Here is a 25,773-nt window from a genome sequence, read left to right as displayed (position 1 = left end):
CGGCCCGGGTACTTCCAAGATTGACCGGGAAGAGCACGCCGGGATGCGGCCGGCCCACTCGTGACGTGGATTGTAGTGCGCGCGCTTGACGATGGAATGAAAAATAAAAACGGCCGCGAACACGCAGTTCGCGGCCGTTTGCCACGCTTGCTGACGGCTGTTGTCAGGCTTGCTGACAGTTCAACTGACAGCCGTCACGTGCAGCGCGGTTCAGCGCAGCGCATCGATCAGCTTCTCGAGCTTCACCGCGTCGGCGGCGAACACGCGGATGCCTTCGGCCAGTTTTTCCGTTGCCATCGCTTCGTCGTTCAACTGGAAGCGGAACGATGCCTCGTCGATGGCGACGCGCTCGGTCGGCTTGTCCAGCAGCGCGTCCGGCGACAGCTTGCGTGCCACCGTGTCGTTGCTGTCCTGCAGCTTCTGCAGCAAATCGGGGCTGATCGTCAGCAGGTCGCAGCCCGCGAGCTCGGTGATCTGGCTCGTCGTGCGGAAGCTCGCGCCCATCACTTCGGTGTTGTAGCCGAACGTCTTGTAGTACGTGTAGATGCGTCGCACAGACTGCACGCCCGGATCGTTCGCACCGCCGTTCTTCGCTTCATCCCAGTCGGCGCCGGCCTGCTTCTTGTACCAGTCGTAGATGCGGCCGACGAACGGCGAAATCAGTTGCGCGCCGGCTTCCGCGCATGCGGCGGCCTGGACCAGCGAGAAAAGCAGGGTCATGTTGCACTTGATCCCTTCCTTCTGCAGCACCTCGGCCGCGCGAATGCCTTCCCACGTCGACGCGAGCTTGATCAGGATGCGCTCGCGGCCGATGCCGGCGGCTTCGTACAGCTTGATGAGCTCGCGGCCCTTGTCGATCGAACGCTGCGTGTCGAACGACAGGCGTGCATCGACCTCGGTCGACACGCGGCCCGGGATCAGTTTCAGGATCTCGGTGCCGAATGCGATCAGCAGGCGGTCGATGATGAAATCGGTGCTTTCGTCGCGGTGATCGCGGACGGTTTTCTCGAGGATCGGCTTGTATGCGTCCTTCTGGACGGCCTTCAGGATCAGCGATGGGTTCGTGGTCGCGTCCTGCGGCTTGTATTGCGCAAGCTGCTGGAAATCGCCCGTGTCGGCGACGACGGTCGTGTACTGCTTCAGCTGGTCGAGTGCGGTAGTCATGGCGATTCGGGAGGAGGGCGCAAGGCGCCGGGGTTCTCACGGGCCGCGCGAGCGCGGCAGCGAAGCGAGGCGGCGCCGGGCGCCGCCTCCGGTCCACTATTCTAGGCCCGAATCGCGTCGCGCACGTTTCGGCGTGCCGTTTGCGGTGCGGGCCCGCGCCATGCGGCGCTATGCGGGGCGCCGCGCGTTCAGGATCACCTGCGTGACGATCCCCGCGACGAGCCCCCAGAACGCCGAGCCGATCGACAGCAGCGTGAGGCCCGACGCGGTGACCATGAACGTGACGAGCGCGGCTTCGCGCTGCTTCACGTCCTGCATCGCGTTTGCGAGCCCGCTCATGATCGAGCCGAACAGCGCGAGCGCGGCGACCGACACGACGAGCGCCTTCGGCAGCGCCGCGAACAGCGCGGCGATGGTTGCGCCGAAGATCCCGGCGATCAGGTAGAACGTGCCGCACCACACGGCGGCCGTGTAGCGCTTCGCGTGATCCTCGTGCGCTTCGGGGCCCGTGCAGATCGCGGCGGTGATCGCCGCGAGGTTCACGCCGTGCGAGCCGAACGGCGCGAGCAGCAGCGATGCGAGGCCGGTGGTCGCGATCAGCGGAGACGACGGCGTCGAATAGCCGTCCGCGCGCAGCACCGCGATGCCCGGCACGTTCTGCGACGCCATCGCGACCACGAACAGCGGAATGCCGATGCTGACGATCGATGCGATCGAGAACGCGGGCATCGTGAACACGGGCTGCGCGAGGGCGATATGGAAGCGGCTGAAGTCGAGCAGGCCGAGGCCGCCGGCCACGGCGGTGCCGACGATCAGCGTCGTGACGATCGCGTAGCGCGGCGCGAGCCGCTTGACGATCAGGTAGGTGAAGAACATCGCGAGCACGAGCGCGGTCTGGAACTGCGCGGCGCGGAAGATCTCGATGCCGATCTCGAACAGGATGCCGGCGAGCAAGGCGGCCGCGATGCCGGCCGGAATGCGCCGCATCAGCGTGTCGAACAGCCCGCTCAGGCCGATCGCGGTCAGCAGCAGCGCGCACACGACGAACGCGCCGATCGCCTCGGCGTAGGGCACGCCGGGCAGCGACGCGATCAGCAGCGCGGCGCCGGGCGTCGACCAGGCGACCACGACGGGCGCGCGAAAGCGCAGCGACAGGCCGATCGTCGTCAGCGCCATGCCGATCGACAGCGCCCAGATCCATGACGAGATCTGCGCGTCGGTCAGGTGCGCGGCGCGACCGGCCTGGAACATCAGCACGAGCGAGCTCGTGTAGCCCGTCATCATCGCGACGAAGCCGGCGACGAGCGTCGAGACGGACGTATCGGCGAAAAAGCGGCGGCCGCCGGCGCGGCCAGCGCTCGCGGTGGGCGAAGGGTTCATGCTATCTCCGGGGGAGGCCGCCTGGACGCGGCCTTCGTGTCTACAGGGCGGGTTCGTTATTTGCTGAGTGCGCGCATCGCGGTTTCGAGGCCCGCGAGCGTGAGCGGATACATGCGTTGACCGAGCAGATCGCGGATCACCGCGACCGATTGCCGGTACTCCCATAGCCGCTCGGGCTCGGGGTTCAGCCAGGCATGGTGGGGGAACTGGTCCGCGAGGCGGCGCAGCCAGACGGCGCCGGCTTCCGGGTTGTTGTATTCGACCGAGCCGCCGGGCTGAAGCACCTCGTACGGGCTCATCGTCGCGTCGCCGACGAAGATCAGCTTGTAATCGGGCGTGAACTTGTGCAGCACGTCCCACGTCGCGGTGCGCTCCGAGTGGCGGCGGCGGTTGTTCTTCCACAGGTGGTCGTACACGCAGTTGTGGAAGTAGTAGAACTCCAGGTGCTTGAATTCGGCCTTCGCGGCCGAGAACAGCTCTTCGGTGCGCTTGATGTGATCGTCCATCGAGCCACCGACGTCGAGCAGCATCAGCACCTTCACGTTGTTGTGGCGCTCGGGCACCATCCGCAAGTCGAGCCAGCCGGCGTTCGCGGCCGTGCTGCGGATCGTGCCGGGCAGGTCGAGTTCCTCGGCCGCGCCTTCGCGCGCGAAGCGGCGCAGGCGCCGCAACGCGACCTTGATGTTGCGCGTGCCGATCTCGACCGAATCGTCGTAGTCGCGGTAGGCGCGCGCCTCCCACACCTTGACCGCGGTGCGGTTGCCGTTCGACGGGCCGCCGATGCGCACGCCTTCGGGGTTGTAGCCGCCGTGCCCGAACGGCGACGTGCCGCCGGTGCCGATCCACTTGTTGCCGCCTTCGTGGCGTTCCTTCTGCTCGTCGAGCAGTTCCTTCAGGCGCTCCATCAGCTTGTCGAGGCCGCCCATCGCTTCGATCTGCGCCTTTTCCTCCGGCGACAGCTCGCGCTCGAGACGCTTCTCGAGCCAGTCGAGCGGAATGTCGAACGCTTCGGACGGCAACGCGGACACGCCATGGAAATACGCGCCGAACGCCTGGTCGAACTTGTCGAAGTACTGCTCGTCCTTGACGAGCGTCATCCGTGCGAGGAAGTAGAACGCGTCGATCGACGGCGAGATCAGCCCGGCCTTCAGCGATTCGAGCAGCGTCAGGTATTCCTTCACCGAGACGGGCAGCTTGGCTGCGCGCAGCGCGTAGAAGAAATTGAGCAGCATGGCCGGGCCTTCGCGGGTGGGTTACCGGTTGTGCCGGTTCATGTAGACGAGCCGCTCGAGCAGGCTCAGATCCTGCTCGTTCTTCAGCAGCGCGCCCGCGAGCGGCGGCACGATCTGCTTCGCGTCGGCGCCGCGCAGCGCGTCGGCCGGGATGTTCTCGGCGAGCAGCAGCTTCAGCCAGTCGAGCAGTTCGGACGTCGACGGCTTCTTCTTCAGCCCGGACACGGCGCGCAACTCGAAGAAGCTCTCGAGCGCCGCGCGCAGCAGCTCCTCGCGGATGTGCGGGAAGTGGACCGCGACGATCTGCTGCATCGTCGACGGATCGGGAAATTGGATGTAGTGGAAGAAGCAGCGGCGCAGGAACGCGTCGGGCAGTTCCTTCTCGTTGTTCGACGTGATGATCACGAGCGGGCGGTGCTTCGCGCGTACCGTCTCGCGCGTCTCGTACACGTGGAATTCCATCCGGTCGAGCTCGCGCAGCAGGTCGTTCGGGAATTCGATGTCGGCCTTGTCGATCTCGTCGATCAGCAGCACGCTCGGGTGCTCGGCGTCGAACGCCTGCCACAGCACGCCCTTCACGATGTAGTTCGAGATGTCCTTCACGCGCTCGTCGCCGAGCTGCGAGTCGCGCAGCCGCGATACCGCGTCGTATTCGTACAGACCCTGCTGCGCCTTCGTCGTCGACTTGATGTGCCACTGCAACAGCGGCATGTCGAGCGCGGCCGCCACTTCCTCGGCGAGCATGGTCTTGCCGGTGCCGGGCTCGCCCTTGATCAGCAGCGGCCGTTGCAGCGTCAGCGCGGCGTTGACCGCGAGCTTCAGGTCGTCGGTGGCGACGTAGTGCGAGGATCCTTCGAAACGCATGGCGGCGCTCTTTCCTGGTCGCAAAAAAACCCAGTATAAGTCAGAAGGGCTGTCCGGTTGGCCCGGGGCCGCGTATCGTTGCGGGGCTGCGGCGGGGCGGGCCGGGGCGCCGTATGGACGCATTCCCCGCCGACGCGGTACAATCTGGCCGTTTTTTTTGGCCTGCGTGGCGACCGACAAGCAAAACGGCGCGGGCCGTTGCCGCTTCGGCGCCAGTTTCCCCTCAAGCTAGGTTACAAGAGCTATGAACAAATTCGTCGGCAAACACGTCGTTGTCGCAGCGCTCGTGGCGCTCGCGGGCAGCGCGCAGGCGGCCGGTGTGGTCGGCAACCCGAAGGACGGGGCGAGCAAGGCCGCCATGTGCATCGGTTGCCACGGCATCCAGGATTACCGCGCGGCATACCCGGAGGTCTACCGGGTGCCGGTCCTCGGCGGCCAGAACCAGCAATACCTCGAGAACGCGCTGAAGGCCTACCGCAAGAAGGATCGTCATTTCCCGTCGATGAACGCGATCGCCGGTTCGCTGACGGACCAGGACATCGCGGATCTGGCGGCCTACTACGCCGCCCAGAAGGCCGACACGAAGGACAATCCCTACAAGTAAAGCGCGCGCCGCCGATCTGACCGGCGGGACAGGAGCATTCATGAACAACGCATTCAAGACGGCGGCGGTTGCACTAGCGGCCGGCCTCGCGATCGGTACCGCGCATGCGGCGGACACCACGAAGGGCAAGGAGCTGGTCGAGTCGCACAACTGCGCGGCCTGCCACGGCGCGCAGCTGAACAAGCCGATCAACGCGGAATATCCGCGCCTCGCGGGCCAGCACGCCGACTACCTCGTGTGGGCGATGCGCCAGTACCAGATGGGGCTGACGAACCCGCTGCTCGGTCGCAACAACGCGATCATGCAGGCGCAGGTGCAGAACCTGTCGGTCAGCGACATGAAGGACATTGCCGCCTACATCGAGTCGCTGAAAGAGACCGATCTCGTCTTCAAGAAGTAAGCGCGCCGGACCTTGCCGGTCCGTGCAGCCAGCATACCCCGCCGCGGCGGGGTATCTTTTTGTCCGCGGCGCTCAGTCGCGCGACGCGCGGCGCAGGATGCGCTGCAGGTACGCGTCGGTATCGGGCGGCGTGCCGGTGCGTTGCGCTTCCCAGATCGTCTCGCCGAGGCATTCCATGATCATGTGCTGCGCCTCGTGGGTCGAATCGAGCTTCGCGGCCAGCTTGTCGTGCGCGGCGCGGATGCCGGGCGGCTGATCGATCGACAACTGCTCGCTGATCGCGAGGTGCATCGACAGGTGCAGGAACGGGTTCGTGCGGCCTTCCTCGGGCGTGTAGTTGCGCGCGGCGGCGCTGTCGGCGTCCGCGAGATCGTCGTGGTATTCGGGATGCTCGACGATCCAGTCGGCCGCCATCGCTTCCAGCGGCGTCAGGATCTCGCCGGCGCGCTGCTTGCGCCAGGTCTCGGTGAAAAAGCGACGGACTTCGTCGCGACTCGGATTGAACATGGTGGGGACGCGTCGTGATTCGGGCGGCGTCATGCCGCGTCGCGCATTGTACGCCGGGTCGGCGCATGGCGCTGGCGGGGGGCGGGGCGCGCGCCGTGGCGTAGCGCGGCGACGTCGATCGGCGTCGGCCGGCACGGGCTGCGGCGCGACGCAACAGGTAAGCGAGGGCTAGGCTGCCGGCCAGCGGGCCGCTACACTCCGACGATTCCCGTCGTCGCACTTGCCCACTTACATCATGTCCGCCACCGTCCGCTCATCGTCCGCCGCGCTGCAGGGCGCGCTCTACGTCGCGCTGTCCGCAGCCGCATTCGGCGCGATGGCGATCTTCGGCCGCTATGCGTATGCGGCCGGCGTCGACGTGCTCGGGCTGCTGATCGTGCGCTTCGCGATCGGCGGCGCGGTCCTGGCCGCGATCGCCCGGCACCGCCGCGTCGCATGGCCGCGCGGCCGCGCGCTCGCGCCGCTCGTGGCGATGGGTGCACTTGGCTACGTCGGGCAGTCGTTTTGCTATTTCAGCGCGCTCCAGCATGCGCAGGCGAGCCTCGTCGCGCTGCTGCTGTACCTGTATCCGGCCTTCGTCACGCTGTTGGCCGCGTGGTGGCTCGGCGAGCGCCTCACGCGCGCGAAGGCGATCGCGCTCGTGCTCTGCGTCGCGGGCTCCGCGCTGATGGTCGGCGGCGGCCACGGCGAGCCGCTCGGCATCGCGCTCGCGCTGGCTGCCGCGGTGATCTATTCGCTGTACATCGTCGGCGGCACGAAGGCGACGCGCGGCGTCGATCCGCTCGCGACCACCGCGATCATCTGCCTGTCGGCGACCGCGACGCTCGTCGCGATCGCGATCGTGCGGACCGCGGCGTTCGGCGCGCCGCCGCGCTGGCCGGCGACGGCCGGCGGCTGGGCGTCGATGCTCGCGATCGCGCTGGTGTCGACGGTCGCCGCGATGCTCGCGTTCTTCGCCGGGCTCGAGCGGCTGGGGGCTGCGCGCACGTCGATGCTGTCGACGCTCGAGCCGGTCGTGACGGTCGCGCTCGCGGCGCTGCTGTTCGGCGAGGCGCTGTCGCCGTTGCAGTGGGCCGGCGGCGTCGCGATCCTCGCGGCCGTGCTGGCGCTCGTGCGCGCGGGCGGCGCGGCGGCCGACGACGCGACGGCGACGTCCAACGCATAAGCAGCAGAAACGGGGAAAGTCGTGGGCGCCGCACCGGCGCTTGCGGGGCGCGCCGCGCGCCGCGCACGGCCAGGCCGGCCGCGTGAGGCGCGTCGGCCGCGGCCGGCGCTCACTCGTTCGGCGGCGGTGTCTTCGGCCGGAATTCGCACAGCGGCTCGATCGCGCAGTGCCAGCATTCGGGCTTGCGGGCCTTGCACACGTAGCGACCGTGCAGGATCAGCCAGTGATGCGCGTCCTGCAGGAATTCCTTCGGCGTGAACTTCTCGAGCGCGGCCTCGACGGCCCGTACGTCCTTGCCCGGCGCGAGCCCCGTGCGGTTCGCGACGCGGAAGATATGCGTGTCGACCGCGATCGTCGGCTGGCCGAACGCGGTGTTCAGCACGACGTTCGCGGTCTTGCGGCCGACGCCCGGCAGGCTCTCGAGCGCTTCGCGATCGGCCGGCACCTCGCCGTCGTAGCGCTCGAGCAGGATGTTGCACGCCGCGATCACGTTCTTCGCCTTGGTGCGGTACAGGCCGATCGTCTTGATGTAGTCGGCGACGCCTTCTTCACCGAGCGCGACGATTTGTCGCGGGGTGTTCGCGACCGGGAACATCTTGCGCATCGCCTTGTTGACCGACACGTCGGTCGCCTGCGCGGACAGCATCACCGCGATCAGCAACTCGAACGGCGTCGTGTATTCGAGCTCGGTGGTCGGATGCGGATTGAGGCTCTGCAGCGTTTCGTAGATCGCGCGTCGTTTGGTGGCGTTCATGGACGGTTCTTGTCGGGCGGCGCGGTCGGGTCGCTTTGGTCGTCGTTGTTCGGAACGTCGCGGTCGTCGCGCGCAGCCGCAGCTTCGGCGTCGCGCTGCGCCTGCTGTTCGGCGAGCCGCTTGCGGCGGGCTTCGGCCGCGTCGATCTGCGCCTGCACGGCCGCGCTCACGCCTTCGGTGTTCTTCGGCGCGGCGCCTTGTTCGGACAGTTCTTCCTTCTTCTTGCGGGCGCGTTCGAGCGCGGCGGCGATGATCGCGCGTTTCTTCGCGTCGGCGTCGTCGGCCGGGGCGGCGCCCGGCGTGCCAGCCGGCGCCGCGGCCGGCGCCGCCTTGGCCGCACCGGCACTGGCCGCGCGGCGGGCGGCGGCGCGCGCTTCGGCGGCCTCGCGTTCGCGGCGCTGGCGGGCGAGCCGGCGGTCGTGGCGTTCGCGCGCGGCGTCCGCCTGTTCCTGCGACCACGCGTCCCAGCCGGTGCGCTCGTCGGTCACGGGGACCATCGCGATGCAGTCGACCGGGCAGGGCGGCACGCACAGGTCGCAGCCCGTGCACAGCGATTCGACGATCGTGTGCATCTGTTTCGGTGCGCCGATGATCGCGTCGACCGGGCATGCCTGCATGCACAGCGTGCAGCCGATGCACAGGCTTTCGTCGATGAACGCGACGGCGCGCGGATGCTCGGTGCCGTTGACGGGGTTCAGCGGGATCACCGGCTTGCCGAGCAGGCGCGCGAGGCGCGCGATGCCTTCGGCGCCGCCGGGCGGGCACTGGTTGTAGTTCGCGTCGCCGGCGGCGATCGCGTCGGCGTACGGACGGCAGCCGTCATAGCCGCACTTCGTGCATTGCGTCTGGGGAAGCAGATCTTCGATGCGATCCGCGAGGGTCTTGGAATCGGTCACGGTGACAACGGGCGCAGCAGCGCCGAATGGCTCTCGGCCGCGTCTGGCGCGGCCGGAAAGGTTTGCCAAACCTCGATTATCGCCGATTTCCCGCATTGCGCTGGACGCTGTCTGTGCGCATAATCGAACCGCTTTTTTGCAGGGGCTCAGCAGGAGGGCGGCCGCACGCGGCGCGCTCGTTCCAGGGCAGCCGGCGCCGAGGCGGTGGGGGTGCCGGTCCGGATCACGCGGCTCACATAGCAAAACGCCACCATGAATCAGCCAAAAATCAAAAGAGATCCTGAAGGTACCCGCCGCCGCATCCTGATGGCGGCAGCCGAAGAGTTCGCGAGTGGAGGGCTGTTCGGCGCGCGCGTCGACCAGATCGCGCGCCGGGCCGAAACCAACGAGCGCATGCTCTATTACTATTTCGGCAGCAAGGAGCAGCTGTTTACGGCCGTGCTCGAACACGCGTTCTCCGCGCTGACCGAGGCCGAGCGCGTGCTCGATCTCGACGGCGTCGCGCCCGTCGAGGCCGTCACGCGGCTCGCGCACTTCGTGTGGGATTACTACCGCGATCATCCGGAGTTGCTGCGGCTCATCAACAACGAGAACCTGCACGAGGCGCGCTACCTGCACAAGTCGACGCGAATCCGCGAGATGATGTCGCCGATCGTCGCGAAGCTCGGCAACGTGCTGATGCGCGGCCAGAAGGCCGGGCTGTTCCGCAGCGACGTCGATCCGCTGCGCTTCTACGTGACGCTGTCGGGGCTCGGCTACTACATCGTGTCGAACCGTTTCACGCTCGCCGCGACACTCGGCCGCGACTTCAGCCAAGCCGACGAGCGCGCGGAGATGGTCAGGATGAACACCGAGGTGCTGCTCGCGTATCTGTTGCGCCGATGAGCGGCCCGCCCGTGGCCGCCGGATAAAAAAACGCCGCCGTGCGCAAGCAACGGCGGCGTTTTTGCGTCGGAACGCGGCGCGTCAGGCGGCCTTGCGCGCGCGAACGGTTTTGGCGCGCGTGGCGCCCGCGCGTTTCGCGGCCGGTGCGGCCTTCGCGGTTGCCGTCTTGGCGGGCGCAACCGTCACGGCCGGCGCCTTCGCGCGCGCGCGCTTCGCGGCAGTCGCTCGCGCCGTCGCTTCGGGCTGCGGCTTGACGGCCGGCACGGCGGCGAGCGTCGTCGCGGCCGGTGCTTCGGCGGGCGCCTTGGTCGCGCCGTTCTTCGGTTCCGGCGCATGCTCGCGGATGAAATCGCGCAGCTGCGGGTAGATGATCGTGCGCCAGCGGCGGCCCGAGAAGATCCCGTAGTGACCGCATTTCTCGGCGGTCAGGCTGCGGCGATCGTCCTGCGGGATGCCCGTGCACAGCTCGTGCGCGACATGCGTCTGGCCGCTGCCCGAGATGTCGTCGAGTTCGCCCTCGATCGTCATCAGCGCGGTGTGCTTGATGTCCTGCGGACGCACGCGCTCGCCTTCGACATCCCACGTGCCTTCCGCGAGCCGGAATTCCTGGAACACGACGCGGATCGTCTCGAGGTAGTACTCGGCGGCCATGTCGAGCACCGCGTTGTACTCGTCGTAGAAGCGGCGGTGCGCCTCGGCGTCGTCCTCGTCGCCGCGCAGCAGGCTCTGGTAGAAGTCCCAGTGCGATTGCGCGTGACGTTCCGGATTCATCGCGACGAAGCCCGTGTGCTGCAGGAAGCCCGGATACACGTGGCGGCCTTCGCCCGGATAGTTCGCGGGCACCGTGTGGATCACGTTGTTCTCGAACCACGCGGTCGAGTGCTGCGTCGCGAGCGAGTTCACCGACGTCGGGCTGCGGCGCGCGTCGATCGGGCCGCCCATCATCGTCATCGTGAGCGGCGTGTCCTCGCCGCGGCTCGCCATCAGCGAGATCGCCGCGAGCACCGGCACGGTCGGCTGGCACACGGAAATCACGTGCAGGTTGCGCGCGCCGATGTGGCGGATGAATTCCTGGATGTACGCGATGTAGTCGTGCAGGTGGAACGGGCCGACCTCGACCGGCACCATCCGCGCGTCGATCCAGTCGGTGATGTATACCTTGTGATCCTGCAGCAGCGTGCGCACGGTGTCGCGCAGCAGCGTCGAGTGGTGGCCCGACAGCGGCGCGCAGACCAGCACGACCGGCTCGTCCTTCAACTGCGTGACGGCATCGGCGTCGTCCGAATAGCGTTTGAAGCGCAGCAGCCGGCAGAACGGCTTCTCGATGATCGTCTGCTCGACGATCGGGATGTTGTGGCCGTCCTTGACGATCTGATGAATGTTGAATTCGGGCTTCTCGTAATCCTTGCCGAGCCGGTACATCAGCTCGTACGCGGCGGCCATCCGCGTCGCGCCGGGCATCAGCGAGAACGGGCTGGACGGATTGGCGAACGACTTGGATGCGGCCTGGGCCCAGGCCGTGAGCGGGCTCAACATCGCCCGCTGGAATTCGTGCAGTTGGTAAAGCATGCAGACTACTCCCGCGTGGGGGACGGTGCGCAAGGGCGGCGTGGGGCGTCGCGGCGTGCCGTGTGGGTCAGCGACCGGCCATGGTGCAGTGCGGCCGGACAATCGAATCGATCATATCGGACAACGATGGGTGTTGCAATGCAACATTTCCCCGATTTTTCATCAAACTTTTGCGAATTGACGATCTCTGAAGAAGCCGCTCCGGCCCCGGTCAGCGCCCCGTCGCCACGGCCGGCGCCGGCTGGCCGGCCGCGCGCGCCATGGCGTCCTCGTGGTGCATCAGGTTCATAGCAGTATGCACCAGCGCCACGTGCGAGAACGCCTGCGGGAAGTTGCCGACGAGCCGGCCCTCGACCGGGTCGTATTCCTCGGCGAGCAGCCCGAGGTCGTTGGACAGCGCGAGCAGCCGGCTGAAGAGCCGGTGCGCGTCGTCGATCCGGCCGAGCAGCGCGTAGTTGTCGACCAGCCAGAAACTGCACGCGAGAAACGTGCCTTCGCCGGGCGGCAGGCCGTCGTCGTACTCCGTCGTTCGGTAGCGCATCACGAGCCCGTCGTGCAGCAATTCCCGCTCGATCGCGTCGACCGTGCCGACGATGCGCGGGTCTTCCGGCGGCAGGAAGCCGAGCAGCGGCATCAGCAGCACGCTCGCGTCGAGCTCGTCGCTGCCGTAGCTCTGCGCAAACGCCCGTTTGCCTTCATGCCATGCGTTGTCGCAGACGTCGGCGTGGATCCGGTCGCGCAGCGCGCGCCAGCGGTCGAGCGACGCGGGCAGCCGGAACATTTCCGCCGACTTGATCGCGCGGTCGAACGCGACCCACGCCATCACCTTCGAGAACGTGAAATGGCGGCGGCCGCCGCGCGTTTCCCAGATCCCCTCGTCGGGTTCCTGCCAGATCTTCTCGAGATGATCGAGCAGCGAACACTGGACGGACCACACCGTGTCGTCGGCCTGCAGGCCGCCCACGCGCGCGAGGTGCAGCGCGGCCATCACTTCGCCGAACACGTCGAGCTGGAGCTGGTTCGCGGCGCCGTTGCCGACGCGCACCGGTTTCGAATCCTGGTAGCCGGGCAGCCAGTCGAGCTCCATTTCCGGCAGCCGGCGCTCGCCCGCGATCCCGTACATGATCTGGATTTGCTCGGGCGAGCCGGCCATCACGCGGCCGAGCCACGTGCGCCAGGCGCGCGCCTCGTCGTAGTAGCCGCCGCGCATCAGCGCGAGCAGCGTGATCGTCGCGTCGCGCAGCCAGCAGTAGCGGTAGTCCCAGTTGCGGTTGCCGCCGATCTTCTCGGGCAGCGACGTGGTGGGCGCCGCGACGATCCCGCCGGTCGGTTCGTACGCGAGCGCCTTCAGCGTGATCAGCGAGCGGCGCACGGCGGCCGCGTAGCGACCCTGCACCTGGCAGCGGCCCGACCATTCGAGCCAGTAGTTCTCGGTGCGGGCGAGCATCGACAGCGGATCGCGCGCAGGCGGCAGCCGCAGGTGCGACGCCGCGTAGCTGAGCGAAAACGGCACGCGTTCATCGGCGCTCACCGTGAATTCCGCGAGCGTATGGAGGTTCTTGCCGGTGAGCGGCACCGGCGTGCGCAGCACGACGGTATCCGGGCCGGCGATCGCCTTCATGCCGTCCTCGCGGGTCAGTTGCGTGACCCACGGGATCGAGAAACCGTAGTCGAAGCGCAACACCAGTTCCATGCGCATCTTCATCGTGCCGTGGCGGCCGACGACGATCCGCACCAGTTCGGACCAGCCGTTGCCGGGCGGCATGAAGTCGATCACGGTGACGGCGCCGTCGGCGCTTTCATAGTCGGTCTCGAGGATCAGCGTGTCGCCGCGATAGCGGCGCGTCGTGTGCGTGATCGCGGCGTCGTCGGCCGGCGCGAGCAGCCAGCGGCCGTGCTCGGGCGTGCCGACCAGCGCCGCGAAACAGGCGCCCGAATCGAAGCGGGGCCAGCACAGCCAGTCGACGGAGCCGTCTTTCGAGATCAGCGCGGCGGTGTGGCCGTCGCCGACGAGGGCGTAGTCTTCGATCAGGGCGGGCATGGGCAAGCGGTCCTTGGGTATTCGAGTTCACTATGCAGGCGGAGGCGCCCTGGCTTCACGTGCCGGCGTCGCGCCCCGTATACTCGGCCGGGCGGCGGAGCGCATGAACGGCCGGCGTTTCGTCCTATCTCAACACTTGAAGCGACTCGATGCAAGGAGGATTCAATGCCCAGCCGTTTACGCGAGCGTGACGCACGCGCTTCGACACGAGGGTTCCCGCTTAGGCTCGCTCACTGGATGAAAGGTTTCGCGATCGTGCTGTCCTTGTCCGCGACCCATGCCTTCGCTCAACAATCGCCGGCACCGGCCGACGGCGTCTACAACCTGCTCGTCGGCACCTATACGGGGCGCGGCAGCGACGGGATCTACGTTTACCGCTTCGATACGAAAACGGGCAGTGTCGCACCCGTGTCGTCGGCGAAGACCGTGAATCCGTCCTACCTGTTGCCGAGCCGCGACGGTCGCACCGTCTACGCGGTCAACGAACTGCCCGGCGACAACGGCCCGGCGACGCAGCGCGGCGGCGTCAGCGCGTTCGGCTTCGATCCGAAGACGGGGGCGCTCACGTTCATCGACCGCGTGTCGTCCGAAGGGAACGATCCTTGCTATCTCGCGCTGTCGCCGGACGGCAAGTACCTCGTCACGGCCAACTACTCGGTCGCGGCCGATCCGGGCGGCAGCTTCGCCGTGTTCCCGGTTCGCGACGGCGGTGCGGTCGGCCCGGCCGCGCTGACGGTGCATCACGAAGGCACGGGGCCCGTGAAGGGGCGCCAGGACGGCGCGCACGTGCACTCGACGGTGTTCTCGCCCGACGGCCGTTACCTGTTCGTGCAGGACCTCGGCGCGGACAAGATCTACGGCTACCGCTACACGATCGACGGCAGCCGCGGGCTGATCAGCCCGACCGACACGCGCTACACGCCGGTGAAGGCCGGCTCCGGCCCGCGTCACATGGTGTTCGGCGCCGACGGCCGGTTCGCGTACGTGACGAGCGAGCTCAACGCGGCGGTCGAAGTGTTCGGCCACCACGACGGCAAGCTGACGCCGGTCGAGTCGCTGCCGATGACGGTGCCGGGCTTCAAGGGCAAGGTGGGCGGCGGCGCGATCCACCTGTCGCCGGACGGCCGCTTCCTGTACGCGAGCAACCGTGGCGACGTGAACGAAATCGTGATCTACGCGGTGAACAAGGCCGACGGCCGGCTGAAGACCGTCGGGCGCCAGTCGAGCCTCGGCAAGACGCCGCGCGAATTCCTGATCGATCCGACCGGCAAGTGGCTGATCGTCGGCAACCAGGACAGCGACACGTTCTACGTATTCAGTCGCGACGTCGAAACGGGGCAGCTCGGCCCGAATCCGCAGAAGGTGGCGGTCGGCAGCCCGGTCGATTTCAAGCTGGTGCCGGTGGCGCAGTAAATGGAGAAAGGGCGCTGCCTCGGCAGCGCCCTTTTTTCGTTCGGGCGGCCGCTTGCGCGGGGCGCCCGTATCGGTCGTCGTCGGCCGCGCGGCCGCCGTGCTCAGTCGGCCGCGGCCGGTACGAGCACCTCGCGGCTGCCGTTGATGCCCATCGGTGACACGAGCCCGGCCGCCTCCATCTGCTCGACGAGGCGCGCGGCGCGGTTGTAGCCGATGCGCAACTGGCGCTGCACCGACGAGATCGAGGCGCGCCGCGTGCGCACGACGAAAGCGACCGCTTCGTCGTACAGCGGATCGGCTTCCGCATCCGGCGCGTCGCCGAACAGGTCCTGCGTCGCGCCGTCGGCGGCCGGGCCGTCGAGAATCCCTTCCTCGTACTGCGGCTCGCCGAACTGCTTCAGGTATTCGACGATCCGGTGCACTTCCTCGTCCGCGACGAACGCGCCGTGCACGCGCTGCGGGTAGCCCGTGCCCGGCGGCAGGAACAGCATGTCGCCCTGGCCGAGCAGCGATTCGGCGCCCATCTGGTCGAGGATCGTGCGCGAGTCGATCTTCGACGACACCTGGAACGCGACGCGCGTCGGGATGTTCGCCTTGATGAGGCCGGTGATCACGTCGACCGACGGGCGCTGCGTCGCGAGGATCAGGTGGATGCCGGCCGCGCGCGCCTTCTGCGCGAGACGGGCGATCAGCTCCTCGATCTTCTTGCCGGCGACCATCATCAGGTCGGCCAGCTCGTCGATCACGACGACGATCAGCGGCAGCTTCGACAGCGGCTCGGGATCGTCGGGTGTCAGCGAGAACGGGTTGCCGATCTTCTTTTCCTTCGCCTCCGCGTCGCGGATCTTCTGGTTGAAGCCCGCGAGGTTGCGCACGCCGACGGCCGACATCAGGCGGTAGCGCTTCTCCATTTCGCCGACGCACCAGTTCAGCGCGTTCGCCGCGAGCTTCATGTCGGTGACGACCGGCGCCAGCAGGTGCGGGATGCCTTCGTAGACCGACAGCTCGAGCATCTTCGGGTCGATCATGATGAGCCGCACGTCCTCGGGCGTCGCCTTGTACAGCAGCGACAGGATCATCGCGTTGATCGCGACCGACTTGCCCGAACCCGTCGTGCCGGCGACCAGCATGTGCGGCGCCTTCGCGAGATCGGTGACGACCGGGTGGCCGGTGATGTCCTTGCCCATCGCGATCGTCAGCTGCGACGCCGAATGCTGGTACTGGCGCGATTCGAGGATTTCCGACAGACGGATCATCTGGCGTTTCGCGTTCGGCAGCTCAAGGCCCATGCAGGTCTTGCCGGGAATCGTCTCGACGACGCGGATGGACGTGAGGCCGAGGCCGCGCGACAGGTCCTTCATCAGGCCGACGATCTGGCTGCCGCGCACGCCGAGCGCGGGTTCGATCTCGAAGCGCGTGATCACCGGCCCTGCCGATGCGCCGACCACGGTCACCGGCACCTTGAACTCCTGCAGGCGCTGCTCGATGACCTGAGCGGTCTGCGCGAGGTGTTCCTCGGTGATCGTTTCGATATCGTCGGAGGCGGGCTCGAGCAGGTCGAGCGTCGGCAGTTCGACGTTGAACGACGCGGGCGCGTGGAATTCGAACGCGTTCGGGCGCGGCTGGCGCGCGGGTTCGGCCGATGCATCCGGGGCCGGGGCGCTCGATTCCGCCGGTGCCGACGGCACGGGGGGCTCGGATAGCGTCGTGTCCGGCGGCGGTGCGGTCGTGACGGCCGGGATGGCGATGCCGGTTGCCGCGGGCATTGCGCCCGTGCCGGGCATGGACCAGCTCGCCGATGCAGCAGCGGGGGCCGGCGGGGTGGTGAACGACTGGGCCTGCGGCGCCGGTGTGGACGCGATGGGTTGTGCAGGTGTCGCCGTGTCGATGGATCCGCCCGGTGTGGAGAAGGTCGGCATTGCCGACACAGACGCGGTCGCGGAGGTCGGGGGCGCGGCCGATGCCGTCGCGGGGGCGGTCGTGGCGAAGGAGGCCGGCGCGCCACCCGTCGCTGCAGGCACGCCGCCGAACGCGGCGGGTGCAGCGGCAACGATCGTGCTCGTCGGGGCGAGCGCGCCGGAAGACGGTGCCGGGGTGGCTGCAGCGGCGGCGGCAGGCGCGATGCCGGGTGCTGCCTGTGCTGCTCCGGGCGGCGTGGCCTGGGTGCCGGTCGACCAAGTGTCAGGCGTGCGGTTCGCCGGTGTTGCCGAAGGCGTCGCCGATGCGGTCGACGTTGCGGTAAATGCGCTGCCGGACGGGGCGCCAGACGCGACGTCAGGCGACACCTGCGTGCTTTGCGCCGAATGCGATCCGGTTGCGCTGAAGGACGTGTCGGTCGATGCGGGTGCGGTCTCGGCCGGCTGCAATGTGGCCGGACCGGAAGCACTCGTTGCGGGCGTCGGGGCAGACGCCGCCGCCACGCCTGACGCGGTTACACCGGAGGCTCCGGTCGCAACCGTCGGGGCCGACGTCGCCACGGGAGCGGACGGCTGCGCGGCGGGCAGGACGGCGGCACCGGTTGAAGGCGTGTGGGCGGGTGCCGTCGGTGCGGGCGTCGGCGTGACCGCGGCCGATGCCGCAGCCGGCACGTGACCGCTGGAACCGTGTGCGGCCCCCGTGGCGCCCATCGGCGCGAACGGCTCGGCCGATACAACGGGCGCCGCCGATGCGGAGGATTGCGACGGCGACCAGGAGGTCGTGCCCGTCGTGCCGGAGAACGAAGGTGTCGCGGCGGCCGGTGTGCTGTTCGACGTGTTCGCTGGTGCGGTTGCCAGGGCAGCAGAGCCCGGCGTGGTCCCGACGCGCGACGACGCGGAAGTTGCCGGAATCGTCTGCGCAGCAGAGGAGGGTTCCGCGGACAACGGCTTCGACCACGACGCAGACGCAGGTTCCGCCATCGCGGAGATCGACGCCGCCGACGCGGGTGGCATGGCGGATTGCGTGCCGGCAGCCGACGGTGCGGTTTCTCCGGCGTGCTTTGCTGCCGCATGCCAGGCCGTTCCCGTCACGGCGCCGGCCGGTGCGGTGGTCGACGTGTCCGAGGCCGCCGGCGTCGCTGCCGCGACGGGCATGGCATCGGCAAGCGGCCACGTCGGTGTTGCCGCGATCGACGAAGCGGGGAGGGGAGTGGTCGGCGCGACCTGCTGGACAGGCTTCACGACGTCCGGAATCGAGTGCGTGTCCAGTTTCGTATCGACCGATACGGTGGTATCGGCCGGCGGCGTGGATCGCGACTGGACCTGACCGACCGTCCCTGCGGCCGTTGCCGCATCCTTCGCGTCGGCGGTGCGGCCCATGCCGCTTGCCGTCGACGTGACGGTGGCCGCATGCGAACTGACAGCCTCGCTCGTCGCCCCCGACTCATCCGCATCGGACAGCGGCGCGGCAATCGGGCTTTCATGCGATGCGTCGAGTCCGGAAACCGGCGGGCTGACGATGTCTTCCCACGGTGCGAAGTCGATCGGTGAATCGAATGCCGGCGCGGCGGGAGCATAGGCCTCATGCCGATGCTCGCCTTCCGCATGACGCGTCGGTGCATCGGTCTCGACACCGCGATCCGGTATGGCATGCCGTGCAGTTTCGCCGACGGCCGGAATGCTCGAGCCAACATCGACAACGGGCATGCGCGTGCTCGGCTCGGCCGGCATGAATGCATCCAGCACGATCGGTGCGTCGTCGTATGCCGGCGTGGCTTCGTGCATGTCCGGAAGGCCTGCGTCTTGGGGCGCGGCCTGAAGCGCGCCCGCAACGACCCCGGCGGGTACGGCCATCGATGCCGATGCCGATGCCGACGCCGACGCCGCGACGCTCGCTGCCGCCGCAACCGCGGCGGCCGTCGCCGGCGCCGCATCGGGCGCACGCACGTCGTCGAGCGTCGCCCATTGCGCGGTGCTGGCCTCGATCGAGCGCAGCGTGTCGTGAACGCTCGGCGCCGGCGTGATCGGCTCCGCGGGCTGCTGCACCCATGCGTAGAGCGGCGCGCGCGCGGGGACCGGTGGCGTGGGGCGGCGCCGTGCGGCGTCCGGCGACTGGCCGGCGCCCGCCGCTGGGCGCGCGGGCGTACGCGGCGGCGTCGCGCCGGCCGGGCGCGGCGTGACCGCGGCGCGCGGCGCGGCCGGCTGCTTCATTGCGGCTGCGGGCGCGCGCGCGGTGGTCGGCTGCGGCCGAACGGGCTCGAACCCGGCCGGAAGCGGGGCCGGATTCGGGCGCGGCACCTGTGCATTCGCTGCGGCTCGCGCGAGGCTGGCGGTGCTGCCGGTCGTCGGCGGCGGCATGGCGCTCGTCGTGCCCGCTGCGGGCGGCGGGGGCATGCGATGGGCCGACGTCGGCTTCAGCCAGCCCGACGGCGCAACGGGCTCCGCGAGCGGACGCGGCGCTGCGTTGCCGCGCGGCTTCGGCCGGGCCTGCGGATCGGGTTTCCACAACGTCGGGCGTGAATAGCGGCCGTTCTGCCGCGGCGCCATCGAGTTGACGGTGTGCGCGGTGGTCGGCTGCACGATGTCGTCGTCGCGATGCAGCGCGCTGCGCGGCAGGTCGGCGACGCCGCGCACGTCGTCGTCGTCGACGTCGCGCGCGAGCTTGACGCCGAACGACGTGTCGACCCACGCGGCGAACTGCCGCCAGCCGATGCCGGTCAGCCACGGCAGGCCGGCGAAGAACAGCACGACCATCGCGACCGGCGTACCGATCGGGCCGAGCAAATGCGCGAAGCCGTTCGAGAGCGCGTGGCCGAGCGCATTCGTGTCGGGACCCGACAGCGGGCTCGTCAGCGCGCAGCTCGCGACGAACACGGCCGCGAAGCCGAGCCACAGGCGAATCGAGCCGCGGCCGGCGAGTCCGCCGCCGCCGGGCAGCATCGCCTGAACGAGGCGCCAGATGAGAAGGAGGAACCAGACGGCGGAGATGCCGAACCAGCCGAAGACAACCGTGTGCATGCTTTGATGAAACAGGAAGAGGGCGGGGAGCGCGGTGCGCGACCCGCCGAGTTTAACCGGCCGGCGAACAGGACTCTAAGGCGGCATGAAGGCGTCGACGCGCTTCCAGGCCGCGGGACGCGTGCGTCCGGGATTCGCGCGTGGCGAAGGCGGCCGGTCGGCCTTCGCCCGCGCGCTGCATCAGGGGCTCCGGCGCGTGAAGGTCAGCGTCGCGCCGGCTTCGGTCACGATCTGCAATTGCTGCGGCTCGCGCATCTGCACGCCGGTCTTCTCGATGTGCGCGAGCGCATCGAGGTACGCGTGTTCGAGCTGGCCGCCGAGTGCGTTCGGGCATGCCATGCGCGTGCCGGCCAGCGGCCCGAAGCTCAGCAGACCGTTCTTGAGCGCGTAGGTGCCCATGTAGCGGTTGCAGCCGGAAAAGCCGCTGGCGCGCCGGACGCCCGATTCGGTGGACAGCGCGAGCTTGATCGGCTCGCCGTTGTCGCCGTGCGGAATCGTGCGCGGCGTGCCGTCGGCGTTCACCCAGCTGGTGAGCTCCCAGCTCGTGTCGTCGAGCAGCTGGACGGCGGCGGGGTTGTACGGGTCGGGTGCGGGGGCGGCGGAATCGGGGTGGGTCGGCATCGCGCAGGCGGCGAGAAGCGTGGCAAGCGTCAACGCGCAGAGCGGCGCGCGCAGCGGGCGAAGCAGGCCGGTGCGTGCGCGTGCGGCGGCGGACAGGTGGGACATGAGCCTCGTTCCTCATCGGATTCTGATCAAGGCGTAAGAGTAACGCACCCGCCCCGCGCGAGGCGAGCCGACACTTCGCGCGTGAAAACGTTCGCAGGCCGCCGGCGGGCTTCACGCGGCGACGCGCGACGCGACGAAACCGCCCGGACCGGCACGGGTGCGCGTGTTAACATCGAAGCCGTTTTCGTCCTCCAACAGAACCAGCGGGAAATCACATGCAGATCGGTCAGCGGCTCGGTACGCCGCTTTCACCCTCGGCCACGCGCGTCATGCTGCTCGGCGCGGGCGAACTCGGCAAGGAAGTCATCATCGCGTTGCAGCGTCTCGGCGTCGAAGTCGTCGCGGTCGACCGCTATCCGGACGCGCCGGGCCACCAGGTCGCGCATCGCGCACACGTGATCGACATGACCGACGCCGCCGCGCTGCGCGCGGTCGTCGAGGCAGAGCGCCCGCACCTGATCGTGCCGGAGATTGAGGCGATCGCGACCGATGCCCTCGCGGCGATCGAGGCGGCCGGCCTGGCCGAGGTGATTCCGACCGCGCGCGCGACGCAGCTCACGATGAACCGCGAAGGCATCCGCCGCCTCGCGGCCGAGGAGCTCGGGCTGGCGACTTCGCCGTATGCGTTCGCCGAGTCGTTCGACGCGTTCAGCGCGGCCGTCGCGAAGATCGGCATGCCGTGCGTCGTGAAGCCGGTGATGTCGTCGTCGGGCAAGGGGCAGTCGGTCGTGCGGACCGAGGCCGACGTGAAACCCGCCTGGGATTACGCGATGGCGGGCGGCCGCGTGAACCACGGCCGCGTGATCGTCGAGGGCTTCATCGATTTCGACTACGAGATCACGCAGCTGACCGTGCGCGCGATCGATCCGGCGACGCTCGAGACGCGCACCTACTTCTGCGAGCCGGTCGGGCACGTGCAGGTGGCGGGCGATTACGTCGAATCGTGGCAGCCGCAGCCGATGAGCGCCGTCGCGCTGGAGAAGTCGCGCGAGATCGCGCACAAGGTGACCGAGGCGCTCGGCGGGCGCGGGCTGTTCGGCGTCGAGCTGTTCGTGCGCGGGGACGAAGTCTGGTTCTCCGAGGTGAGCCCGCGGCCGCACGACACCGGTCTCGTGACGCTCGCGTCGCAGCGTCAGTCGGAGTTCGAACTGCACGCGCGCGCGATTCTCGGGCTGCCGGTCGATCCGACGCTCGGCTCGCCGGCCGCGTCGGCGGTGATTTACGGCGGGCTCGACGAGCGCGGCATCGCGTTCGAGGGTGTGCGTGACGCGCTGGCCGTGCCGGGCGCCGACCTGCGCCTGTTCGGCAAACCGGAAAGCTTCGTGAAGCGGCGCATGGGCGTCGCCGTCGCGACCGGCGCGACCGTCGACGAAGCCCGCGAACGCGCGAAGCGCGCCGCGGCGGCCGTGCGGCCCGTGTCGGCGCGCTGACCGGATCGGGAGCGCGCGATGGCGTCGACATGGCGGCGGATCGGACGTATCGGCAAGATGGGCGCCGCGCTGGCGCTGGTCGCGAGCCTCGCCGGGTGCGGCCTCGCGGCCGCGCCGTGCCGGGTCGCATCGGCCGGGCTGAAGATCGTGCCGGTCGTCGGCCATGTCGCGGCCGCGCCGACCGACGCGTGCGCCGACGTCATCGATCCCTGAGCGACGAACGCTCAATCCATGACCAACGATAACCGCGCGTCCCGCGAGGGCGCGCTTCCACCCGTCTCGTGAGAGGACCTGCATGATTCGCCAAACCTTCGCCGCGCTCGCGCTGGCCGGCACCGCCGTTTCCGCCGCGCATGCCGCGCAACTGACCGTCGAGGAGATCGACGCCGATTCGCGCCAGCAGGCCCTCTATCAGTGCGCGAACCAGAAGCAGCCGGTGCGCGTGTCGTACTGGCGCGCGGGCAACGGCCAGAGCTTCGCGCTGGTGCCGGTCAACGGGCAGCAGATGCTGTTCGTCGATACCGTTTCGGCGTCGGGCGTGCGCTACCAGGCCGGACGCTATACCTGGTGGACGAAGGGCAAGGAAGGGACGCTGCGCGACGAGATCGCCGACCAGAATGCGGCACCGCTGCTGGGCGACTGCGTGCAGGTCGAGAAGAAGAAAAAGAAGAAGGGCTGAGCGCCGCGCGCGATCGGATACGCCGTGCCGGCGTGCCGATTGCCGCGTTCGATGCGGGCTGCCGGGTTCGACCTCCAGCGGATCGCGGGGCAGGCGGCGCCCGGGCTCGTCGACCGCTTGCCGATTTTCCGAAGTGCACACCCGGAATTCGCCCCCTATTTCTGCCCATCAGCCGATCGGGATAGCCCGGTCGCTCGACGCATCCGCCCGTGCCCGGCCTGCCGGCGCTCGCCGCGAACCGCCACCGAGGGCGTTCGCGGCGTTGTCACGGACAGATTGCTGCGCAGTGCTACAATACGCCCCTTTCCGCCGGCATTCGCGCCGAACGGAGTCCGCACGGCCTGTGGCGCCCGATGTTCGAAATGAACCGGTCCCAAGCGCCAGAGCGGCGCCGCGCGGCGCGCCGCGGCTCCGTCTACTTCCGAAATGTGATGAGCGCAGGCCCGGCCGGCCTGACGCACGATGTCCCCGCCGCGCCTTTTGAGCGAAACGCCACCATGTCCGATTCAGTCGCCAAGCCAGCCGACGCAACCTTCGATCAATTCGGCCTTGCCGCCGATATCCTGAAAGCCATCGCGGAGCAGGGCTATACGACGCCGACGCCGATCCAGGCGCAGGCCATTCCGGTCGTGCTCGCCGGCCGCGACGTCATGGGCGCCGCGCAAACGGGCACCGGCAAGACCGCGAGCTTCTCGCTGCCGATCCTCCAGCGGCTGCTGCCGCAGGCCAACACGAGCGCATCGCCCGCGCGCCACCCGGTGCGCGCGCTGATCCTCACGCCGACCCGCGAGCTTGCCGACCAGGTCGCCGCGAACGTGCATGCGTACGGGAAGCACACGCCGCTGCGCAGCGCGGTGGTGTTCGGCGGCGTCGACATGAACCCGCAGATGGCCGAGCTGCGCCGCGGCGTCGAGATCCTGATCGCGACGCCCGGCCGCCTGCTCGACCACGTGCAGCAGAAAACGGCAAACCTCGGGCAGGTGCAGATGCTCGTGCTCGACGAGGCCGACCGGATGCTCGACATGGGCTTCCTGCCGGACCTGCAGCGCATCCTGAACCTGCTGCCGAAGGAGCGTCAGACGCTGCTGTTCTCGGCCACCTTCTCGCCGGAAATCAAGAAGCTCGCATCGACCTACCTGCGCAACCCGCAGACGATCGAGGTCGCGCGCAGCAACTCGACCAACGCGAACGTCACGCAGATCGTCTACGACGTCGCCGAAGGCGACAAGCAGGCCGCCGTCGTGCAGCTGCTGCGCGATCGCGGGCTCAAACAGGTGATCGTGTTCTGCAACAGCAAGATCGGCGCAAGCCGGCTGGCCCGCAATCTCGAGCGCGACGGCGTGGTCGCGTCGGCGATCCACGGCGACAAGACGCAGATCGAGCGGATGCAGGCCCTCGACGCGTTCAAGCGCGGCGAAATCGAGGCGCTGGTCGCGACCGACGTGGCCGCGCGCGGTCTCGACATCGCCGAACTGCCGGCCGTGATCAACTTCGACCTGCCGTTCAACGCGGAAGACTACGTGCACCGGATCGGCCGCACGGGCCGCGCAGGCGCGACGGGCGATGCGCTGTCGCTGTGCAGCCCGAACGAGCGCAAGCAGCTCGCCGATATCGAGAAGCTGATCAAGCGTCCGCTCGACGTGCAGACGCTCGCGCTCGACAAGCCGGCGCGCCATCGTCACGACGAGCGTGGCGGCGATCGCGGCGGTGAGCGTGGCGGCGAACGCGGCGGCCGCCGCGAGCGCGACGAGCATCGCGGTGCGTCGGGGCGTCGTTCGGGCGGTTCCGAGCGCGGCGGCCATCACCGTCGTCACGAGGCGCCGGTCGACGATTTCTTCCTGAAGCCGTACGAGCCGTCGGCGCCGGCGAATCAGCCGGAAGAGACGAAGTCCGCGCAGCAGCCCGAGAAGAAGGGGCCGAAGCGTCAGGTCGCCGCGCTGCTCGGCGGCTTCGGAATGCCGCGCAAGCCGTCGGCGTAAGCGGGCGGTTCAGGCGGTCGGTGCAGCGCGCGAGCGCTGCCGCGGAAACGGGTGCATGCGATGAGCATGTGCCCGTTTTTCATTGGGCGAGACGATTCGTGACGAGGCAGCCGGGAGGAGGGATGACTGATCGCGTGGGCGGGAGGCTTCGGTGCAGTGTCGTCAGCGCGCGTGCAGTTTCGGGTCGATTCAGCGTTGACGGATGCCGGAACGCGGTCGTTGCGAACCGGGATTCCGCGAACGGCTCAGCCGGCGTGTGGCCCGAAGCGACGCGCCCACGCATCGGTCGCGGTCGCGTAGAACGCATCCATCGTGTCGCCCGATGGATCGCCATCGGCGGCAAGGCCGAGATGCATGGCGGCGGCCCGCAGCGCCGGCAGCGGATCGTCCCGCTGGAGCGCGATCGCGCCGGTCTGCTTGCTGAGCTTTTCGCCGTTCGCGTCGACGACGACGGGCACGTGCAGGTATTCGGGCGTCGGCACGCCGAGACAACGCTGCAGGTAGATCTGGCGCGCGGTCGAATCGAGCAGGTCGGCGCCGCGCACGACGTGCGTGATGCCCGCGTCGGCATCGTCGACCACCACCGCGAGCTGATACGCCCATTGGCCGTCCGCGCGCTTCAGCACGAAATCGCCGACGTCGGTCGCGAGATTCTGCGCTTGCGTGTGCTGCCAGCGGTCGTCGAACGTGACGATCGCATCGTCGCCGTCCGGCACGCGCAGCCGCCACGCGCGCGCGGGCTTGCCGTGCAGGCCGGTGCGGCAGGTGCCCGGGTACGCGAGCGTCGTGTGGCGCTCGTGCGCGGCACGTAGCGAATCGGCGATTTCCTTGCGCGTGCAGCCGCACGGGTAGACGAGTCCTGCGTCGACGAGCCGGTCGAGCGCGGCCGCATAGTTGGCCTCGCGCGTGCTTTGCCACACGGGTGGCTCGTCGGGCGTCATGCCGAAATGCGCGAGCGTCGCGAGGATGTCGTCGGCGGCGCCGGGCACCGTGCGCGGGCCGTCGATGTCCTCGATGCGCACGAGCCATGCGCCGCCGTGCGCGCGCGCGTCGAGCCAGCTCGCGAGCGCACCGACCAGCGAGCCGAAATGCAGCGGGCCGGTGGGCGACGGCGCGAAGCGGCCGCGGTAGCCGTTCATCGGGGCGCGGAG

21 protein-coding genes are annotated in these 25,773 nt (G+C 68.9%); 9 read left to right on the top strand and 12 right to left on the bottom strand.

Annotated elements, in window-relative coordinates; genetic code table 11:
• Positions 1 to 210: 210 nt before the first annotated feature.
• The 4 genes from tal to WS45_RS32420 form a co-directional block, all read right to left on the bottom strand.
• Positions 211 to 1,164 carry a transaldolase gene (gene tal, locus WS45_RS32435; protein ID WP_059689424.1) on the bottom strand — a complete coding sequence of 318 codons (954 nt, stop codon included), beginning with the start codon at positions 1,162 to 1,164 and terminating at the stop codon, positions 211 to 213.
• A gap of 168 nt (positions 1,165 to 1,332) precedes the next feature.
• Positions 1,333 to 2,544 (bottom strand): benzoate/H(+) symporter BenE family transporter, encoded by a 1,212-nt coding sequence (locus WS45_RS32430; RefSeq protein ID WP_059703444.1) that lies wholly within the window; start codon positions 2,542 to 2,544, stop codon positions 1,333 to 1,335.
• Positions 2,545 to 2,600: 56 nt separating this feature from the next.
• Positions 2,601 to 3,776 (bottom strand): vWA domain-containing protein, encoded by a 1,176-nt coding sequence (locus WS45_RS32425; RefSeq protein ID WP_059527344.1) that lies wholly within the window; start codon positions 3,774 to 3,776, stop codon positions 2,601 to 2,603.
• 21 nt (positions 3,777 to 3,797) lie between these two features.
• Positions 3,798 to 4,640 (bottom strand): AAA family ATPase, encoded by an 843-nt coding sequence (locus WS45_RS32420; RefSeq protein WP_059527339.1) that lies wholly within the window; start codon positions 4,638 to 4,640, stop codon positions 3,798 to 3,800.
• Positions 4,641 to 4,884: 244 nt separating this feature from the next.
• On the opposite strand from WS45_RS32420, the gene WS45_RS32415 reads away from it, so the two are divergent.
• Positions 4,885 to 5,244 (top strand): c-type cytochrome, encoded by a 360-nt coding sequence (locus WS45_RS32415; protein ID WP_011885616.1) that lies wholly within the window; start codon positions 4,885 to 4,887, stop codon positions 5,242 to 5,244.
• A gap of 40 nt (positions 5,245 to 5,284) precedes the next feature.
• The gene (locus tag WS45_RS32410; RefSeq protein WP_011885615.1) at positions 5,285 to 5,644 is read left to right on the top strand and encodes a c-type cytochrome; all 360 of its coding nucleotides are present in this window, start codon (positions 5,285 to 5,287) and stop codon (positions 5,642 to 5,644) included.
• 72 nt (positions 5,645 to 5,716) lie between these two features.
• On the opposite strand, the gene WS45_RS32405 is transcribed toward WS45_RS32410, so the two are convergent.
• Positions 5,717 to 6,184, bottom strand: a complete 468-nt coding sequence (locus WS45_RS32405) for a DUF1841 family protein (protein ID WP_373557189.1) — start codon at positions 6,182 to 6,184, stop codon at positions 5,717 to 5,719.
• 202 nt (positions 6,185 to 6,386) lie between these two features.
• Between WS45_RS32405 and WS45_RS32400 the strand changes: the two genes are divergently transcribed.
• Entirely contained in the window at positions 6,387 to 7,316 is a 930-nt protein-coding gene (locus tag WS45_RS32400; protein ID WP_059703443.1) for a DMT family transporter, read from the top strand.
• Positions 7,317 to 7,425: 109 nt separating this feature from the next.
• Here the strand turns inward: WS45_RS32400 and nth are convergent, their stop codons facing one another.
• Positions 7,426 to 8,070 carry an endonuclease III gene (nth, locus tag WS45_RS32395; protein WP_006754450.1) on the bottom strand — a complete coding sequence of 215 codons (645 nt, stop codon included), beginning with the start codon at positions 8,068 to 8,070 and terminating at the stop codon, positions 7,426 to 7,428.
• Positions 8,067 to 9,062: an electron transport complex subunit RsxB gene (rsxB, locus tag WS45_RS32390; protein WP_059689421.1), complete on the bottom strand. Its 996-nt coding sequence runs from the start codon at positions 9,060 to 9,062 to the stop codon at positions 8,067 to 8,069. The genes nth and rsxB overlap by 4 nt, the downstream gene beginning before the upstream one ends.
• 156 nt (positions 9,063 to 9,218) lie before the next feature.
• Between rsxB and WS45_RS32385 the strand changes: the two genes are divergently transcribed.
• The gene (locus WS45_RS32385) at positions 9,219 to 9,851 is read left to right on the top strand and encodes a TetR family transcriptional regulator (RefSeq protein ID WP_059527327.1); all 633 of its coding nucleotides are present in this window, start codon (positions 9,219 to 9,221) and stop codon (positions 9,849 to 9,851) included.
• An 81-nt stretch (positions 9,852 to 9,932) separates the two neighbouring features.
• On the opposite strand, the gene WS45_RS32380 is transcribed toward WS45_RS32385, so the two are convergent.
• Both WS45_RS32380 and WS45_RS32375 read right to left on the bottom strand, forming a co-directional pair.
• Positions 9,933 to 11,420 carry a polyhydroxyalkanoate depolymerase gene (locus tag WS45_RS32380; RefSeq protein WP_059689420.1) on the bottom strand — a complete coding sequence of 496 codons (1,488 nt, stop codon included), beginning with the start codon at positions 11,418 to 11,420 and terminating at the stop codon, positions 9,933 to 9,935.
• 211 nt (positions 11,421 to 11,631) lie between these two features.
• The gene (locus WS45_RS32375; RefSeq protein ID WP_059527320.1) at positions 11,632 to 13,461 is read right to left on the bottom strand and encodes a glycoside hydrolase family 15 protein; all 1,830 of its coding nucleotides are present in this window, start codon (positions 13,459 to 13,461) and stop codon (positions 11,632 to 11,634) included.
• Between the two features lie 165 nt (positions 13,462 to 13,626).
• Here WS45_RS32375 and WS45_RS32370 point away from each other — a divergent pair, with 165 nt between their 5' ends.
• Entirely contained in the window at positions 13,627 to 14,874 is a 1,248-nt protein-coding gene (locus tag WS45_RS32370) for a lactonase family protein (protein ID WP_156437356.1), read from the top strand.
• A 101-nt stretch (positions 14,875 to 14,975) separates the two neighbouring features.
• Here the strand turns inward: WS45_RS32370 and WS45_RS32365 are convergent, their stop codons facing one another.
• Complete coding sequence (locus WS45_RS32365; RefSeq protein WP_059703439.1) at positions 14,976 to 19,808, bottom strand: FtsK/SpoIIIE family DNA translocase; 4,833 nt, start codon at positions 19,806 to 19,808, stop codon at positions 14,976 to 14,978.
• A gap of 180 nt (positions 19,809 to 19,988) precedes the next feature.
• Complete coding sequence (locus WS45_RS32360) at positions 19,989 to 20,534, bottom strand: META domain-containing protein (RefSeq protein ID WP_059527312.1); 546 nt, start codon at positions 20,532 to 20,534, stop codon at positions 19,989 to 19,991.
• Between the two features lie 215 nt (positions 20,535 to 20,749).
• Here WS45_RS32360 and purT point away from each other — a divergent pair, with 215 nt between their 5' ends.
• The 4 genes from purT (at position 20,750) to WS45_RS32340 (ending at position 24,622) form a co-directional block, all read left to right on the top strand.
• Positions 20,750 to 21,964: a formate-dependent phosphoribosylglycinamide formyltransferase gene (gene purT, locus WS45_RS32355; protein WP_059703437.1), complete on the top strand. Its 1,215-nt coding sequence runs from the start codon at positions 20,750 to 20,752 to the stop codon at positions 21,962 to 21,964.
• A gap of 18 nt (positions 21,965 to 21,982) precedes the next feature.
• Positions 21,983 to 22,177 carry a DUF6726 family protein gene (locus tag WS45_RS32350; protein WP_059703436.1) on the top strand — a complete coding sequence of 65 codons (195 nt, stop codon included), beginning with the start codon at positions 21,983 to 21,985 and terminating at the stop codon, positions 22,175 to 22,177.
• A gap of 82 nt (positions 22,178 to 22,259) precedes the next feature.
• Positions 22,260 to 22,643 (top strand): MliC family protein, encoded by a 384-nt coding sequence (locus WS45_RS32345; RefSeq protein ID WP_059703434.1) that lies wholly within the window; start codon positions 22,260 to 22,262, stop codon positions 22,641 to 22,643.
• A gap of 431 nt (positions 22,644 to 23,074) precedes the next feature.
• Positions 23,075 to 24,622: a DEAD/DEAH box helicase gene (locus WS45_RS32340; protein WP_059528283.1), complete on the top strand. Its 1,548-nt coding sequence runs from the start codon at positions 23,075 to 23,077 to the stop codon at positions 24,620 to 24,622.
• Positions 24,623 to 24,867: 245 nt separating this feature from the next.
• Here the strand turns inward: WS45_RS32340 and gluQRS are convergent, their stop codons facing one another.
• Positions 24,868 to 25,761 (bottom strand): tRNA glutamyl-Q(34) synthetase GluQRS, encoded by an 894-nt coding sequence (gene gluQRS, locus WS45_RS32335; protein ID WP_059689415.1) that lies wholly within the window; start codon positions 25,759 to 25,761, stop codon positions 24,868 to 24,870.
• Positions 25,762 to 25,773: the final 12 nt, after the last annotated feature.

The sequence above is a fragment of the Burkholderia sp. RF2-non_BP3 genome, assembly GCF_001522185.1.
In the GTDB taxonomy this organism is placed as follows: Bacteria; Pseudomonadota; Gammaproteobacteria; order Burkholderiales; family Burkholderiaceae; genus Burkholderia; species Burkholderia diffusa.
Note: the sequence above shows the minus strand (reverse complement) of the source record. Positions and strands in the feature narration are given on the sequence as shown.

What these genes read in the sequence shown, in the direction of transcription:
- purT (WP_059703437.1), top strand. Translation starts at nt 20,750, where the DNA reads ATGCAGATCGGTCAGCGGCTCGGTACGCCGCTTTCACCCTCGGCCACG.
- WS45_RS32430 (WP_059703444.1), bottom strand. Translation starts at nt 2,544, where the DNA reads ATGAACCCTTCGCCCACCGCGAGCGCTGGCCGCGCCGGCGGCCGCCGC.
- rsxB (WP_059689421.1), bottom strand. Translation starts at nt 9,062, where the DNA reads ATGCGGGAAATCGGCGATAATCGAGGTTTGGCAAACCTTTCCGGCCGC.
- WS45_RS32410 (WP_011885615.1), top strand. Translation starts at nt 5,285, where the DNA reads ATGAACAACGCATTCAAGACGGCGGCGGTTGCACTAGCGGCCGGCCTC.
- WS45_RS32375 (WP_059527320.1), bottom strand. Translation starts at nt 13,461, where the DNA reads ATGCCCGCCCTGATCGAAGACTACGCCCTCGTCGGCGACGGCCACACC.
- WS45_RS32405 (WP_373557189.1), bottom strand. Translation starts at nt 6,184, where the DNA reads ATGACGCCGCCCGAATCACGACGCGTCCCCACCATGTTCAATCCGAGT.
- gluQRS (WP_059689415.1), bottom strand. Translation starts at nt 25,761, where the DNA reads ATGAACGGCTACCGCGGCCGCTTCGCGCCGTCGCCCACCGGCCCGCTG.
- WS45_RS32425 (WP_059527344.1), bottom strand. Translation starts at nt 3,776, where the DNA reads ATGCTGCTCAATTTCTTCTACGCGCTGCGCGCAGCCAAGCTGCCCGTC.
- WS45_RS32415 (WP_011885616.1), top strand. Translation starts at nt 4,885, where the DNA reads ATGAACAAATTCGTCGGCAAACACGTCGTTGTCGCAGCGCTCGTGGCG.
- WS45_RS32345 (WP_059703434.1), top strand. Translation starts at nt 22,260, where the DNA reads ATGATTCGCCAAACCTTCGCCGCGCTCGCGCTGGCCGGCACCGCCGTT.
- WS45_RS32350 (WP_059703436.1), top strand. Translation starts at nt 21,983, where the DNA reads ATGGCGTCGACATGGCGGCGGATCGGACGTATCGGCAAGATGGGCGCC.
- nth (WP_006754450.1), bottom strand. Translation starts at nt 8,070, where the DNA reads ATGAACGCCACCAAACGACGCGCGATCTACGAAACGCTGCAGAGCCTC.
- WS45_RS32365 (WP_059703439.1), bottom strand. Translation starts at nt 19,808, where the DNA reads ATGCACACGGTTGTCTTCGGCTGGTTCGGCATCTCCGCCGTCTGGTTC.
- WS45_RS32420 (WP_059527339.1), bottom strand. Translation starts at nt 4,640, where the DNA reads ATGCGTTTCGAAGGATCCTCGCACTACGTCGCCACCGACGACCTGAAG.
- WS45_RS32400 (WP_059703443.1), top strand. Translation starts at nt 6,387, where the DNA reads ATGTCCGCCACCGTCCGCTCATCGTCCGCCGCGCTGCAGGGCGCGCTC.
- WS45_RS32370 (WP_156437356.1), top strand. Translation starts at nt 13,627, where the DNA reads ATGCCCAGCCGTTTACGCGAGCGTGACGCACGCGCTTCGACACGAGGG.
- WS45_RS32340 (WP_059528283.1), top strand. Translation starts at nt 23,075, where the DNA reads ATGAGCGCAGGCCCGGCCGGCCTGACGCACGATGTCCCCGCCGCGCCT.
- WS45_RS32380 (WP_059689420.1), bottom strand. Translation starts at nt 11,420, where the DNA reads ATGCTTTACCAACTGCACGAATTCCAGCGGGCGATGTTGAGCCCGCTC.
- WS45_RS32385 (WP_059527327.1), top strand. Translation starts at nt 9,219, where the DNA reads ATGAATCAGCCAAAAATCAAAAGAGATCCTGAAGGTACCCGCCGCCGC.
- tal (WP_059689424.1), bottom strand. Translation starts at nt 1,164, where the DNA reads ATGACTACCGCACTCGACCAGCTGAAGCAGTACACGACCGTCGTCGCC.
- WS45_RS32360 (WP_059527312.1), bottom strand. Translation starts at nt 20,534, where the DNA reads ATGTCCCACCTGTCCGCCGCCGCACGCGCACGCACCGGCCTGCTTCGC.